Annotated in this window: 13 protein-coding genes and 1 other RNA gene; 3 read left to right on the top strand and 11 right to left on the bottom strand. The window is 66.0% G+C overall.

All coding sequences use genetic code 11. The annotated features are described in order from the left end of the window. Positions 1–14 precede the first annotated feature (14 nt). The 3 genes from AC0GNO_RS01785 to AC0GNO_RS01775 all read right to left on the bottom strand — a co-directional run bounded on the left by AC0GNO_RS01785 (position 15) and on the right by AC0GNO_RS01775 (position 2783). Complete coding sequence (locus AC0GNO_RS01785; protein ID WP_472902733.1) at positions 15–1217, bottom strand: efflux RND transporter periplasmic adaptor subunit; 1203 nt, start codon at positions 1215–1217, stop codon at positions 15–17. Between the two features lie 117 nt (positions 1218–1334). Continuing rightward, a complete protein-coding gene (rnhA, locus tag AC0GNO_RS01780; RefSeq protein ID WP_472902732.1) occupies positions 1335–1769 on the bottom strand; it encodes a ribonuclease HI in 435 nt (144 codons plus the stop codon). A 129-nt stretch (positions 1770–1898) separates the two neighbouring features. Then, a complete protein-coding gene (locus AC0GNO_RS01775) occupies positions 1899–2783 on the bottom strand; it encodes a class I SAM-dependent methyltransferase (protein ID WP_472902731.1) in 885 nt (294 codons plus the stop codon). Positions 2784–2886: 103 nt separating this feature from the next. Between AC0GNO_RS01775 and gloB the strand changes: the two genes are divergently transcribed. After that, positions 2887–3660: a hydroxyacylglutathione hydrolase gene (gene gloB / locus AC0GNO_RS01770; RefSeq protein WP_472887290.1), complete on the top strand. Its 774-nt coding sequence runs from the start codon at positions 2887–2889 to the stop codon at positions 3658–3660. A gap of 122 nt (positions 3661–3782) precedes the next feature. Then, on the top strand, positions 3783–5282 hold the full coding sequence (locus AC0GNO_RS01765; protein ID WP_472902982.1) for a transglycosylase SLT domain-containing protein: 1500 nt from the start codon (positions 3783–3785) through the stop codon (positions 5280–5282). Positions 5283–5307: 25 nt separating this feature from the next. Here AC0GNO_RS01765 and AC0GNO_RS01760 read toward each other — a convergent pair whose 3' ends face one another. From AC0GNO_RS01760 to dnaX, 5 genes are all read right to left on the bottom strand, one after another. After that, entirely contained in the window at positions 5308–6375 is a 1068-nt protein-coding gene (locus AC0GNO_RS01760; protein ID WP_472887291.1) for an ABC transporter substrate-binding protein, read from the bottom strand. Between the two features lie 133 nt (positions 6376–6508). Further along, positions 6509–6913, bottom strand: coding sequence for an MAPEG family protein (locus AC0GNO_RS01755; protein ID WP_472887292.1), 405 nt, complete (start codon positions 6911–6913; stop codon positions 6509–6511). A gap of 26 nt (positions 6914–6939) precedes the next feature. Further along, positions 6940–7545, bottom strand: a complete 606-nt coding sequence (recR, locus tag AC0GNO_RS01750; protein WP_472887293.1) for a recombination mediator RecR — start codon at positions 7543–7545, stop codon at positions 6940–6942. Between the two features lie 19 nt (positions 7546–7564). Continuing rightward, positions 7565–7897 (bottom strand): YbaB/EbfC family nucleoid-associated protein, encoded by a 333-nt coding sequence (locus AC0GNO_RS01745; protein WP_304836340.1) that lies wholly within the window; start codon positions 7895–7897, stop codon positions 7565–7567. A gap of 45 nt (positions 7898–7942) precedes the next feature. Further along, positions 7943–9889: a DNA polymerase III subunit gamma/tau gene (gene dnaX / locus AC0GNO_RS01740; RefSeq protein ID WP_472902730.1), complete on the bottom strand. Its 1947-nt coding sequence runs from the start codon at positions 9887–9889 to the stop codon at positions 7943–7945. A gap of 65 nt (positions 9890–9954) precedes the next feature. Here dnaX and ffs point away from each other — a divergent pair. Then, positions 9955–10051, top strand: an RNA gene (gene ffs / locus AC0GNO_RS01735) — signal recognition particle sRNA small type. A gap of 75 nt (positions 10052–10126) precedes the next feature. Here the strand turns inward: ffs and AC0GNO_RS01730 are convergent. The 3 genes from AC0GNO_RS01730 to AC0GNO_RS01720 form a co-directional block, all read right to left on the bottom strand. Next, a complete protein-coding gene (locus AC0GNO_RS01730; RefSeq protein WP_472887295.1) occupies positions 10127–10639 on the bottom strand; it encodes a bacteriohemerythrin in 513 nt (170 codons plus the stop codon). Positions 10640–10886: 247 nt separating this feature from the next. After that, on the bottom strand, positions 10887–11879 hold the full coding sequence (locus AC0GNO_RS01725) for a Bug family tripartite tricarboxylate transporter substrate binding protein (RefSeq protein ID WP_472902729.1): 993 nt from the start codon (positions 11877–11879) through the stop codon (positions 10887–10889). Between the two features lie 102 nt (positions 11880–11981). Beyond that, a complete protein-coding gene (locus AC0GNO_RS01720; RefSeq protein WP_472902728.1) occupies positions 11982–14363 on the bottom strand; it encodes a YgiQ family radical SAM protein in 2382 nt (793 codons plus the stop codon). Positions 14364–14416 lie beyond the last annotated feature (53 nt).

The following is a 14416-nucleotide window of genomic DNA, read 5'->3' as shown; positions in this document are numbered from 1 at the left end:
CGCCTCCTGCGGGATCAGCCGCCACTCGCCGGCGGGGTGCCAGCGGGTGCGCCCTGGGGTCCGGGGACCGGGGCGCCTGGGGGACGGCTCATCTCCACCACGCGCACGGCCGTGCCGTCTTTCTGCAGCCGCTGCTGGCCGGCCACCACCACCGTGTCGCCCTCGGCCAGGCCCTGCGTGATCTGCACCTGTGCGCCCCGGCGCACGCCGAGCTGCACCTCGGTGCGGCGCGACACCAGCTTGGCGCCGTCGCCCTCGCCTTCTTTCAGCAACCGGAAAACAAACTGTTTGCCAGCCTGCGGCACGATGGCTTCTTCGGGCACCACCAGCGCAGCGGCGTTGGTGGAGAACACGGTGGTCACGCGGGCGAACATGCCGGGGCGCAACTCGCCCCCGGGCGCGGGCGGCAGCACGGCGCGCACGGCGATCGAACGGCCGTTGGCGTCCAGCAGCGGATCAACCGCCTGCACCTTCGCGCTGAAGCGTTTGCCGGGCAATGCGTCCAGTTCCACCTCCACCGCCTGGCCGGCGGCGATGCGGGTCTGGAAGCGCTCGGGCAGACGGAAGTCCACCGTGAGCTGCGAGGTGTCTTCCAGGTTCACGAGGTCCGCGCCGTCCTTGACGTAGTCGCCCAGGTGAACCACGCGCAGCCCCACGGTGCCGTCGAACGGCGCGGTGAGGCGCATGCGCGAGAGGCGCGCCTGCGCCAGCGCCACCTGCGCTTCGGCCACCTGCAGCGCCGCGCGGCTTTCGTCCAGCACGCGCTGGGCCACAAATGCCTGCGCCACCAGTTCTTCGTTGCGCTTGAGGTTGGCGCGCGCGATGGAGAGCTGGGCCTGCGCCTGGCTGAGTTCTGCCCTCTGCAACACGTCGTCCAGCTGCACCAGCAACTGGCCACGCCTGACCCGGGCGCCGTCGGCAAAGGCGATCTGAGAGATGCGGCCGCTGACCTCGGGCCGCAGCGTGACGCTCTGGCGCGAGCGCAGGGTGCCCACAGCCTGAGCGTCGTCCCGCAAGGAGAGCGATTTGACCTGCGCCACCTCGACACCGGGCGTGCCTGCAGCCGGTCGTCCTGCGGAAGCAGTGGCGCTGCCCCCCGGGGTGCCACCCGCAGCCGCCGCCGGGTTGGGCGTCCGGTTCTGGAGCCACCAGGCACCCGCCGAGGCCAGCCCGAGGCCGGCCGCAGCGATCACCACATAAAGGGTCTTTTTTGCCATGTTTCGATCAGGTGCAGGGGGATAGCGCCAAGTGTCACAACATTTTGCAATGTATCAGTGCATAGACACCCACGAGCGCATAAGTTCAATCGCCCGGCCAGCCGGCGGCTTGGCGGCTCAGCCCGGCACGCCCCGGTTGGCCAATGCATCGGCCTTTTCATTACCGGGGTCGCCGGCATGGCCTCTGACCCAATGCCATTCGATCTGGTGCACCCCGCCGTGCACGAGGGCATCGAGCTTCTGCCAGAGGTCGGCATTCTTGACCGGCTGTCTGGCCGCCGTCTTCCAGCCCTTGGACTTCCAGCCATGGATCCACTCGGTGATGCCTTTGCGGACGTATTCGCTGTCCAGGTAGAGCGACACCTTGCAGGGGCGCTTGAGCGCGGTCAGTGCTTCGATCACGGCCGTGAGTTCCATCCGGTTGTTGGTGGTTTCGCGTTCGCCACCCCAGAGCTCTTTTTCGTGGCCGCCGGCCTTGAGGTAAACGCCCCAGCCGCCCGGGCCCGGGTTGCCCTTGCAGGCGCCATCGGTGTAGATCACCACGTGATTCAAATCAGCTTCTCCAGAAAAACAAAACAGCGCCACCCCAGGGGCACCGCCGGGCTGGCTTTGCCAGACGGCCAGTGCCGCCCCCCTCCCCTGGAGGGGGGTGACGCGAAGCGGCGCGGGGGGTGTTTCACATCAATGCCGGTTGGCCACCGACACGGGCGCCGCAGCCACAGCCCGCCGCGGCTTCCACGCCGGGCCCAGCAGGCGCACACCCTGCACACGCTTGACCGCCACCTGAAAATAGACCGCGCCGAAGATCGGCCACCAGCGTGGGCCGGCCCGGTCCATCCAGGCGCTGTGGTTGAGCCACTTTTCGGTCCGCACCGCGGGCCGGTAACAGCCAAAGCGCTCCGACTCTACTTCAAAACTCAGCAGCCGCAGCCAGTCGCGCAACCGGCGCGGGCCGATGAATTCACCGGCCTCGGGCAGGTACAGGCTTGACAAACCCAGCCCATGCAAACCCAGCCGCCCCGCCAGGCGGGCGCGCCCCTGGCGCAGGCCCCAGAGACTGGCCGGATTGAAGCCCGAGATCACCACCCGGCCCTCGGGCACGAGCACGCGCTCCACCTCGCGCAACACATGGTGGGGGTCGGCGCTGAGCTCCAGCGTGTGCGGCAGCACCACCAGGTCCAGACTCGCTGGCGGAAACGGCAGCGCAGCCGCGTTGGTCACCAGCGCCACCCGCGGCGACTCGCCCGGGGCCGGCCAGGTCGAGACCCGGTCGCCACGGTCCCCGGATGGGGACTGCGGAGCATCCAGGTCCACCGTGCGTCCGCCCTCCCCGGTGAACAGCCGCTCGTCCAGCGGAGCAACGAGCATCTCTTCGGGCAAGGCCAGCCAGCGGTGCGGCATGCGGTTCGCGTCGAGGGCACGCAGCTCGGGCAGTCCCAGCTGCAGCGCGTTGTAACCAAACAGATCGCTCACGGCCAGGTCAAACTGCCGCTGCTCCCAGTCCAGCAAGTAGCGCCCGGGAGCGGTCTGAAACCAGTCGGTCAAACTTATAATGGGCGGATACATGGTGTGAGATGAAAAGACGGAGCCGGCGCAAGTCCGGCACCCCCAAACCCGGCTTTTCCGCGTACTCTACACGCCAACCCCGCATTCACACCGGGCTCCGCGCATGACACTTTTTCCCCTACCCGCGTTCAGCGACAACTACATCTGGGTGTTGCACGACGGGCAGCGGGCGCTGGTTGTCGATCCCGGCGAGTCCGTCGGGGTGCTGGCCTGGCTGGCCGAGCACCGGCTCACCCTCGAAACCATCCTGATCACCCACCACCACGCCGACCACACCGGCGGCGTGGCTGCGCTGCGCGAGGCCACCGGTGCACGCGTCATCGGCCCCGCAAGCGAACCCATGCCCGAGCCCCTGCTGCGCGTCGGTGCCACCGATACCGTGAGTGCGCTGGACCTTGACTGGACGGTGATCGAGGTGCCGGGCCACACCGCGGGACACATCGCCTATTTCTGCCCCGACGTGGATGGCAAGCCCCTGCTCTTCTGCGGCGACACCCTGTTTTCGGCCGGCTGTGGCCGGCTGTTCGAGGGCACACCGGCGCAGATGCTGGACTCACTGACCCGCCTGGCCCAGCTGCCCGGCGCCACCCGGGTCTGCTGCACGCACGAATACACCCTGTCCAACCTGCGTTTTGCCCTGGCCGTCGAGCCCGGCAATGCCGAACTCGCGCAGCACGCTGCCCATTGCTCCCAACTGCGCGCCGGGAACCTTCCCACGCTGCCCAGCTCCATCACGCTGGAAAAGCAGATCAACCCCTTCCTGCGCACCCATGTGCCCGCGGTCGCCGATGCGGCCGGCGCACATGCACCTGGCGCAGTCTCCGATGCCGTGAGCGTGCTGGCCACGCTCAGGGAATGGAAAAACAACTTCAAATGACACTCGCCTCAGCCCAGACCGTTCTGCCTCCGCCCCGTGATCCCCTCTGTAACCATCAGCCAGTGACGCCGTCGCGCGTCCGTCCGGGTGGTCTGTTCTGGGCCTTGGGCCTGACCCTGCTGATGGCCGGTTGTGCCGGTGTGTCAGCGCCGCGCCAGACCACCGCCGCCTCCCCGGGTGAGACCCGGTCCACGGCACCCGGCGTGCCCCAGGCAGCCCACCCACCGCTGAGCGCCATCGTCTCCGAACAGGCCAGCTTGCCACCGGTCGTGACGCTTTCTGCGCCGGAAGACATCTGGGAACGCATCCGCCGCGGCTTTGCCATGGCGGATCTGCAGAACGATCTGGTCCGCGACCGCGAGCAGTGGTATGCCAGCCGTCCCGACTACATGCAGCGCATGACCGAGCGGTCGAACCGCTACCTGTTCCACATCGTCGAAGAAGTCGAACGCCGCAACCTGCCGATGGAGCTGGCACTGCTGCCCTTCATCGAGAGCGCGTTCAACCCGCAGGCCGTGTCCAGCGCTCGCGCGGCCGGCATGTGGCAGTTCATGCCCGCCACCGGTCAGTCGTTCGACCTGAAGCAAAACGCATTCCGCGATGACCGCCGAGACGTACTGGCCTCTACCCGCGCCGCACTCGACTACCTGGAGCAATTGCACCGCCGCTTTGGCGACTGGCACCTCGCGCTGGCCGCCTACAACTGGGGCCAGGGCAACGTCAACCGCGCCATCACGCGCAACCAGCGCGAAGGCCGGCCCACCGGCTACACCGACATCGACATGCCGCTGGAAACACGCATGTACGTGCCCAAGCTGCAAGCCGTCAAGAACATCCTGGCCCGGCCCGAGGCCTTCAATGCGCAGTTGCCACGGATCGGCAACCACCCCTTCTTCGACACCCTGACCCTGTCGCGCGACATCGATGTGGCGCTCATCGCCAGCCTGGCGGATGTGAGCGAGAAGGATTTCCGGGCCCTGAACCCCTCGATCACGCAACCCATCGTGATGGCGGCCGGCACGCCTTACATCCTGCTGCCCTGGGACAACGCCAACATCTTCGAACGCCGGCTGGCCGACCACAAGGGCCCGCTCGCGAGCTGGACGGCCTGGGTCGTGCCGAACACCATGACGGCCGCACAAGCCGCCAGCCGCGTGGGCATGAGCGAGTCCGAGTTGCTGCGAGTCAACAACATCCCGCCGCGCATGCAGGTGCGTGCAGGCTCCAGCCTGCTGGTGCCGCGCAGCGACCAGCACAACCGCGACGTGAGCGAATTCGTCGCCGACAACGCCAGCCTCAGCCTGCAACCGGAAATCATCGTGCGCCGTGGCACCGTGATCGTCCGCAGGGGAGACACCCTCGGCAGCCTGGCGGCCCGCCATGGCGTGAGTGCGTCGAACCTTGCGAGCTGGAACAGGCTGCGGGTCAGTTCCAAACTCAGGGTCGGCCAGCGCCTGTCACTGGTCCAGACCCAGCGCTCCAGCGCGGTCGCAGCGAAAAGCGGCAAGAAAATCACCAGGAAAAGCACGAAGGCCAAGGGTCAGAGCGTCAAACGCAGCACCCAAAAAGCCGCCATCAAACCCACGCGCACGGCGAGCAAGAAGAAAGCGCGCAAGAACTGAGAATGTTGTCCGCCTTGCCGCGGGTTCAGGCGCGAAACCGTGCTTTCGCCTTCTGCGCAAATTCGTTGGTGAAGGTGCGGCCCAGGTTCACCCGCTGCAACAGCTGCGCATCGTCAAAATGCGCGAGCATGCGAACCGTGGTCTGGGGGCCGGTTTCGGGCATCAGACCATCGGGTGTCCACGACTCACGGGCCCGACTGAAAGCCGCCAGGTACAGCGCCCGGTCTCCGAGAAAATAGGCTTCGGGCACGATCTTGATCAGGTCGGACGGCCCCGCGGTCTGCAGCCACTTCAGGGCATGCACCATCGCATCGGTGATGGCCTGACAATGCCTCGGGTTGTTCGCCACAAAGTCGGCCGAGGCGCTCAGGCAACCCGCGGGCAGCGGACCACCAAACACATCGGCATTGCCCCGCATGGTGCGCGTGTCGGCCACCACCTTGAGTTCCCCCGCCTGCTCCAGCAGGGTGATCAATGGATCTGTGTAGCAAATGGCATCCACCTGTCCCGAGCGAAAAGCCGCCACCGCGGCCGGTGCACTGGGGAACGCCTGGTACCCGACGTCTTGCGGACCCAGCCCCGCCCTGGTCAACAGCAGGCGCGCAATGCGGTGGCTGGCCGAACCCAGAGCCGTCACCGCGACACGGCGACCGCGCAAGTCGCGCAACTGACGGTAGTGCCCCATGGTCTGCTGCGAAACGCCGAGCACGATTTGCGGCGTGCGCCCCTGCAACACGATGGACCGTATCGACTGCCCCCGCATCTGCAGACTGATGGTGTTGCTGTAGGGCCCTGACACCAGGTGTGTGGCGCCGCTGAGCATGGCCAGCAGGGCTTGACCCGGCTCCGTGAATTCGCGCAGCTGGACGTCCAGTCCCTCGGCAGCGAAATAGCCCAGCCGATCGGCGATCGTGAGCGGCAGGTAGCAGAACGAAGAGCGGTTCTCCACCGCCATCACCACGCGGCCCAGCGTGTTGCGTGGAACGGCGGGCGCGGCGCTGGTGGGAGGGCGCGACTGCGCAAACACCACAGGCAGGCCTGCCGTCAGCAACGCCGACGCACACACACGACCCCACCCACGGCGACTCCACATGACACATCCTCACTGACGACCTGTTTTCAGTTTCTCAGCGTACGCGCCCAATGAAAAACCCGCATCAGGACGAATCCCGAGCGGGTTTCCACCGAGAGGAAAAGCAAGCAAAAGTAACGGCTGGCCGCCTGTGTCAGACAAACAGGATCGCGATGTTGACCACCAGAGCCAGGGCCCATGCGATGCTGCGCGCCGTGGCCAGATCGGCCACATACAACAGGATGTAGACCAGTCGCAGCACGATGTAGAAGAAGGCCAGCAGATCCAGCCGGGTCTGGTAGGTGCCGAGCTGGTGGGCAATGATCACCGCACCCATGAAAAACGGCAGCGCCTCGAAGCTGTTGGCCTGAGCCGCATTGGCGCGCGCACGCCAGTCGACCTGTTTTGCCAGCCAGGCACGCGGATTGTGGTTGTCATAGCCACCTTCGCGTCGCGGCTTGGCGAACGTGCCCCACTTGGCCAGACCCGCACACACGATGGGCAGCAGCGCCGCCACGATCACGGCCCAGTAGGCCACGGTGAGTCCCACGAATTTCATGCAAAGCTTTCGTTGAATGCGGCCGGTCAGCGCCGGTCCACCAGGGCGTGGGCGATCGTGCCCAGATCCACGTATTCCAGCTCGCTGCCGACCGGCACACCGCGCGCCAGCCGGGTGACGTTCACGCCACGTGCTTTCAGCGCCTGGGCGATCACATGCGCTGTGGTTTCACCCTCGGCCGTGAAGTTGGTCGCCAGGATCACTTCGCGCACCTCGCGCGCGCCGTCCACCAGCGTGTCGATGCGGTCGAAGAGTTTTTGCAGACCGATGTCGCGCGGACCCACGCCATCGAGCGGGCTGAGCTTACCCATGAGCACGAAGTACAGGCCCTTGTAGGCCCCTGTGCGTTCCAGCGCCGACTGGTCGGCAGGGTTCTCCACCACACACAACTGGCTGCGATCACGCCGCCCATCGCGGCAGGTCGGGCAGATCTCGTCTTCGGTGAAGGTATGGCACAGCGCACAGTGCCGCACTGAGGCACAGGCGTGCTGCAGCGCCTGGGCCAGCTGCTGAGCGCCCTCGCGGTCGTGCTGCAGCAGGTGAAACGCCATGCGCTGGGCCGACTTGACCCCCACCCCCGGCAGGTGCCGCAGCGCCTGCACCAGCAGTTCAAGGGAGTGGGTTTCGGCCACGCGATGAGACTGTCAAGTGTCAGAAGGGGAGTTTCATCCCGCCAGGCAAGCCCGGCATGCCGGCCGTGAGCTTGCCCATCTTCTCGTTGCTGGTCTCTTCGGCCTTGCGCACCGCAGCGTTGAAAGCGGCTGCCACCAGGTCTTCGAGCATGTCCTTGTCATCGGCCAGCAGGCTGGGGTCGATGGTGACGCGCTTGACGTCGTGCTTGCAGGTCATGAGCACCTTGACCAGACCGGCACCGGACTCGCCTGTGACTTCGATGAAAGCGAGCTCGTCCTGGGCCTTTTTCAGGTTGTCCTGCATGGCCTGGGCCTGCTTCATGAGGCCGGCGAGTTGTCCTTTGTTGAACATGATCTTCCTTGTGTTTTCAATGAATGGTGAATGAAATGAATCGTCTCAATCCGTGATGGCTTTGAGCGTACCGGGCACGATTTTGCCGCCAAAGTCGCGCATCATGTTTTGCACGAACGGGTCGTCCCTGATGATCTGTTCGGCTTCGCGCTGCCGGCGCGCGGCATCGGCGGCCAGCCGCAGCGAAGCGGAGTCCTGCACCGGGCCGATCTCCAGCGCCAATTGGATGTGATGGCCGAGGGTTTGCAACGCCGTCGTCAGACGTTCCCGCGTGTTGCCCTGGTTCAGCGATTCGCGCTCTACGCGCAACAGCCACCGCCCCTGGTCGCGCGCCATCAGCTGAGACTGCAGGCCCAGCTCGCGCACCAGCGCCGTGATGGTCTCGGCGCGCACCAGCTGCATCACGGCGTCGAACCAGAAATCGCCTTCGGCGCTGACCACGGGCTCCACCACCGGCACCATTTCACCCGGCTCCTTCAACTGGTCAAGCCGCTGCGACGGCCCGGGGTCGCGCACTGGAACGGCCACCACCCGACGCGAGGTCTGTACGCCCTCTTCGACGGGCGGTTCTTCAGGTTCGTCCACCCAGGGCGGGTCGTCGTCTTCGAGAGCGGGCCCGTCAGCGGCCACCTGTGGCATTGAAACCGGCACTGGTCTTTGCGTCGTGGCGGGCGCGACCGATGGCAACGGCACAGGCCTCGCCTCCGCTGCCGCAGGCGCCGGCACAACGGGTCGATGGATGACTGCAACGGCCGGCGCAACCACCGCTGGCGCAGACACTGAAACAGATGGCGGCGCCACGGCGGGCGGCCGAACCGGGGGCGAAGGCGGCTCAGCCCCGGATTTCAGTGTTTTTTTTTCCGCCGCGGCGCCGGTCGCCGTCTGCGAAGGCTTGAACGCCAGCAGCCGCAGCAGCACCATGGTGAGCGCGGCGTATTCGTCGGGCGCCAGGCCCAGCTCGGCACGGCCGTGCAGGCACAGGCTGTAGAGCAACTGGGTTTCGTCGGCCGGCAGCGCGTGCGCCAGGCGCACGATCTCGGGCGTGTCGGGGTCGTCCGATTCCTGCAAGGCCAGCCGTTCGGGCACCGCCTGCAGCACTGCCATGCGCTGCAGCAGGCCGGTCATTTCTTCGAGTGTCGAAGCGGCGTTCAGGCCATTCAGGCGCAGGCTGTCGATGGTGTCGACCACGGTCGCGCCATCACCGCGCGCCAGCCCGTCGATCAGACGCAGCACATAGGAACGGTCCACCGCACCCAGCATCTGGCGCACGGTGGATTCCTTCAGCTGACCACCACCGAAGGCAATGGCCTGGTCGGTCAGCGAGAGCGCGTCGCGCATCGAACCCCGCGCGGCGCGCGAGATCAGGCGCAGCGCCTGCGTCTCGGCCGGCACGTTTTCGGCCTTCAGCACCTGTTCCAGATGCTGCAGCACGGTCTCGGGCGCCATCGGCCGCAGGTTGAACTGCAGGCAGCGCGAGAGCACGGTGACCGGCACCTTCTGCGGGTCGGTCGTGGCCAGCACGAACTTCAGATATTCGGGCGGTTCTTCGAGCGTCTTGAGCATCGCGTTGAACGCATGCCCGGTGAGCATGTGCACCTCGTCGATCATGAAGACCTTGAAACGCCCCTGCACCGGCTTGTAGACCGCCTGCTCCAGCAGCGCCTGCACCTCGTCCACGCCGCGGTTCGACGCCGCGTCCAGCTCGGTGTAGTCGACAAAGCGACCCGAGTCGATGTCGGTGCATGCCTGGCAGACCCCGCAGGGCTCGGCGGTGATGCCGCCCTGCCCGTCGGCCCCCAGGCAGTTGAGCGACTTGGCCAGGATGCGCGAGACCGTGGTCTTGCCCACGCCGCGCGTGCCGGTGAACAGGTAGGCGTGGTGCAGGCGCTGTGTGGTCAGCGCGTTTGACAGGGCCTGAACCACGTGCTCCTGCCCCACCATTTCTGTGAAATTGCGCGGGCGGTACTTGCGGGCCAGAACGACGTAGGACATGGCAGCGATTCTAAGCGGCGCCCTTGGTCGGCAAAGGGTGGCCGTCATCGCCTACAATCGATCCTGACGGGCCTTCCCGCATGGTGAAGCGGCCAACCGGGTCAGGTGGGGAACCAAGCAGCCCTAACTGTGGAGCCAGTGCCGGGGTCAAGGTCCGTCACCTTATTCAGCGCAGCAACGCAAAAGGCCGCATCAGCGGCCTTTTTTTCTTGCACGAACGGGTCTGAAATTGCCAGGCTATTCGCTGCCGCCGAACAGGCGTGCGAAGAAGCCGCGCTTCTTCTTCAGATGCAGTTCACGGATCAGCTCTTCCTTGATCTGATCCTTGACGCTGCCCTCGGACTGACCCCGGTTCTTCATGTAGACCTTGACCGCGTCGGCATAGCTCTTGTCGTCGTTGCGGATGTGGTTGAACAGCCAGCGAGAGAGCATGGCGTGCAACTCGTCAGCCACATCCTCTCCGGCTTCGAAGCGCAGGCGGTAATCGCCCACCTTGCGGGTGAAGAGTTCATGCACTTTCTTGTGCGGGCCGCTGTACATGTAGCCGGCATCAACCATCAGTGCCTCTTCAAACGCGAAATGCGACAGCGTGTAATCCACCGCTTCGTCGATCACGGCACCGACCCCGGCGCGGTCATGGCTGGTGCGGGCATCGTAGAGCTGGTTGATGTATTCCACGATGCGCTTGTGCTGCCCATCAATCTCGCGAATGCCAGTTTCCAGGTCAGGGGTCCAGTTCAGGTATGCCACGGGCTGCTTTCTCTCATTTGGGGACAGGGATTACCCTGTGGATGAAACAAATTGTGAAGCAAATACCAGCAATACGCCGCATCATCTGCAGGTTTCATGACTTATCTCAAGCGTGCCAGCCGCGCATCACCGTCTGAGGCGCCGCCAACGTGCCATGGCAACAACGCCACAAAGCCTTCCTCCACAGCCAGAAGGCCCTTTCAACGTGCGCGCTAACCCGATGCCTGCCTGCGTTCAGGCGCAGGCGTCAAAACGCATCGATCTTCAGCCCCTGCCGCTGCACCACCTGCTTCCAGCCCTCAAAGTCGCGCTGCAGGAACTGCGTCAGCTGGGCGGGCGTGCCGGTCGCGGGCGCCAGCGCATCCTTGTCCAGCCGTTCCCTCACATCAGGCAGTTCCATCACTTTCTCCAGCGCGGCATTGAGTGACCTGATCACAGCCTCCGGTGTTCCTTTCGGTGCCACGAGTGCAAAGTAGTTGAGCACATTGAAATCGGCCATGCCGGCCTCCTGCATGCCGGGCACCTGCGGCAGCGCGGGGCTGCGGTCGGGGCTGGTGACGGCCAGGGCCTTGAGTCGGCCGTCACGGATGTAGGGTGCCAGCGCGGGAATGGTGCCGGTGAGCAGTTGCACCTGGCCGGAAAGCGCATCCAACGTGGCCGGTGCGATGCCGCGGTACGGGATGTGGGTGATGAAGGTGCCGGTGCGCGCCTTGAGCGATTCCAGCACCAGGTGGTTGATGCCGCCCACGCCAGCCGAGCCGTAGTTGAGCCGCCCCGGCTGGCTGCGTGCGAGGGCCACGAGTTCGGGCAAGGTGTTGGCAGGCAGGTCCTTGTTGGCCGCCCAGACCAGCGGGCCGTGCGCGATCATGCCGACGGGGGTGAAGCTGGTGATCGGGCCGTAACCGGCGGTGGGCAATGCGGCAGGCACGGTGGTGAACGGTGCGGCCGCGAGCAGCAGGGTGTGACCGTCGGGCGTGGCCCTGGCCACTTCTTGCGCACCCAGCGCCCCCGAGGCACCGGTCCGGTTGTCCACGACCACGCTGACCTTGAGCAGCTCGGCCAGCTTGCCCGCCACCAGGCGGCCCATGGCGTCGGTGCCGGCGCCGGGCGCAAAGGGCACGATGATCTTGATGCTGCGTTCGGGGAAGCTGCTGGCCCAGGTGGCACCAGCGCTCAGGCCTGCGAGGCCCGCGCCCAGCTGCAGGCAAAAGTGACGACGATCCGGGGAGGTGAAGGCCATGGGTGAGCTCCGTGGTGAGTGACAGATGGTTCCGCTCACTGTAGACCCGGGCAGTGACCGCACGGTGACAAGGTCACTGTCACGGCGCAACGCCGCTGACTCCTAGCGTTCGCTTCGGTGTTTTGAGCCCTTGGCGCCGACGCCTGCCCGCGGCGGCAGGCCGGTGTGCTGGGTCAAGATCGCACCGCGCTGGGGCTGCGCCGATTTCATCCCCGGCTTCACCACCGCGGCCATCTTCTCGCTGGCCTTGCCCACGGCGGTGCTGTTCTTGCGGCGCGCGCTCTGGTAGCTGCCGTCCGTCATGGGCTGGAAGGTCGGGATCAGGTGGTGTTTGCCGTTGCCGATCAGGTCGGCGCGGCCCATGGTCTTGAGCGCTTCGCGCAGCAGCGGCCAGTTGTTCGGGTCGTGGTAGCGCAGGAAAGCCTTGTGCAGGCGGCGGCGTTTGTCGCCGCGCACGATGTCCACCTTCTCGGCCCGGTCGTCCCGGTGCACGCCCTTGAGCGGGTTCAGGCTGGTGTGGTACATCGCCGTGGCCGTGGCCATGGGGCTGGGGTAGAAGGTCTGCACCTGGTCGGCGCGGAAACCGTTCTTCTTCAGCCAGATTGCAAGATTCATCATGTCCTCGTCGCTGGTGCCGGGGTGGGCCGCGATGAAATACGGGATGAGGAACTGCTTCTTGCCCGCCTCTTCGCTGTACTTCTCGAACATCGTCTTGAAGCGGTCGTAGCTGCCGATGCCGGGCTTCATCATCTTGGACAGCGGCCCGCCTTCGGTGTGCTCGGGAGCGATCTTCAGGTAGCCGCCCACATGGTGCTGCACCAGTTCTTTCACGTATTCCGGGCTCTTCACGGCCAGGTCGTAGCGCAGGCCGGAGCCGATCAGGATTTTCTTGATGCCCTTGAGGGCCCGCGCGCGGCGGTAGATCCTGATCAGCGGGTCGTGGTTGGTGGTGAGGTTCTGGCAAATGCCGGGGTAGACGCAGCTGGGCTTGCGGCAGGCGGCCTCAATCTGCGGGCTCTTGCAGCCCAATCGGTACATGTTGGCCGTGGGGCCGCCGAGGTCGGAGATGACGCCGGTGAAGCCGTCGACCTTGTCGCGGATGTCTTCGACCTCCTTGATGATCGAGTCTTCCGAGCGGCTCTGGATGATGCGGCCTTCGTGCTCGGTGATGGAGCAGAAGGTGCAGCCACCGAAGCAGCCGCGCATGATGTTGATCGAGAAGCGGATCATTTCCCAGGCCGGGATCTTGGTCGCGCCGTCGTGTTTTCCGTGTTCGTCGGCGTAGGCCGGGTGAGGGCCGCGCGCGTACGGCAGGTCGAACACGACATCCATCTCGGCCGTGGTCAGCGGGATCGGCGGCGGGTTGATCCACACGTCGCGCGCCGTGGCGCCCTCGCCGTGCGCCTGCACCAGCGCACGGGCGTTGCCGGGGTTGGTTTCCAGGTGCAGCACGCGGTTGGCGTGGGCGTAGAGCACGGCGTCGCTTTTCACCTGCTCGTAGCTGGGCAGGCGGATCACACTGCGGTCGCGCGACAACTTGGCCACGCCGCCGGCGCCTTGGGGGCGGTGGATGGTGATGGGTTTGTAGGCTGAAGAGCCCTCACCCCGGCCCTCTCCCGCAGGCGGGAGCGGGGGTTGGGAGCCATCTTCCTTGGAGCAGCTCTGCCCCTGGGCCTGCGCCTGTTCGCTGGTGGTCTGGTAGGGGTTGATGTGGTCTTCGACGTGGCCGGGCTGGTCCACCTCGCTGGAGTCGATCTCGATCCAGCCCTCGGCCGTGGGGTCGTGCGGGCGGCGGATGAAAGCGGTGCCGCGCACGTCGGTGATGTGTTCGATGGGTTCGCGTGCGGCGATGCGGTGCGCCACGTCCACCAGCGCGCGTTCGGCGTTGCCGTAGAGCAGCAGGTCGCACTTGGCGTCCACCACGATGCTGCGGCGCACCTTGTCGCTCCAGTAGTCGTAGTGGGCGATGCGGCGCAGGCTGCCTTCGATGCCGCCGAGCACGATGGGCACGTCCTTGTAGGCCTCTCGGCAGCGCTGGCTGTAGACGATGGCCGCGCGGTCGGGGCGTTTGCCGCCCACGTCGCCGGGGGTGTAGGCGTCGTCGCTGCGGATCTTCCGGTCCGCCGTGTACCGGTTGATCATGGAATCCATGTTGCCCGCGGTCACGCCCCAGAACAGGTTGGGCTTGCCCAGCGCCTTGAAGGGTTCGGCGCTCTGCCAGTCGGGCTGGGCGATGATGCCGACGCGAAAACCCTGCGCCTCCAGCACTCGGCCGATCACCGCCATGCCGAAGCTGGGGTGGTCGATGTAGGCGTCGCCGGTCACCAGCACGATGTCGCAAGAGTCCCAGCCCAGCTGCTCCATCTCGGCGCGGCTCATGGGCAGGAACGGCGCCACGCCGAACCGCTTGGCCCAGTAGGGGCGGTAGCTGGTCAGCGGTTTGGCGGCGCGCGCGAAAAAGGAGACGTCGACGGGGGCGTTCATGGGGGGCAATCGGGGGATAACCCGCAAGTGTACGGTTTACCCCCTGCCCCGCC

The sequence above is a fragment of the Hydrogenophaga sp. L310 genome (assembly GCF_055703065.1).
Note: the sequence above shows the minus strand (reverse complement) of the source record. Positions and strands in the feature narration are given on the sequence as shown.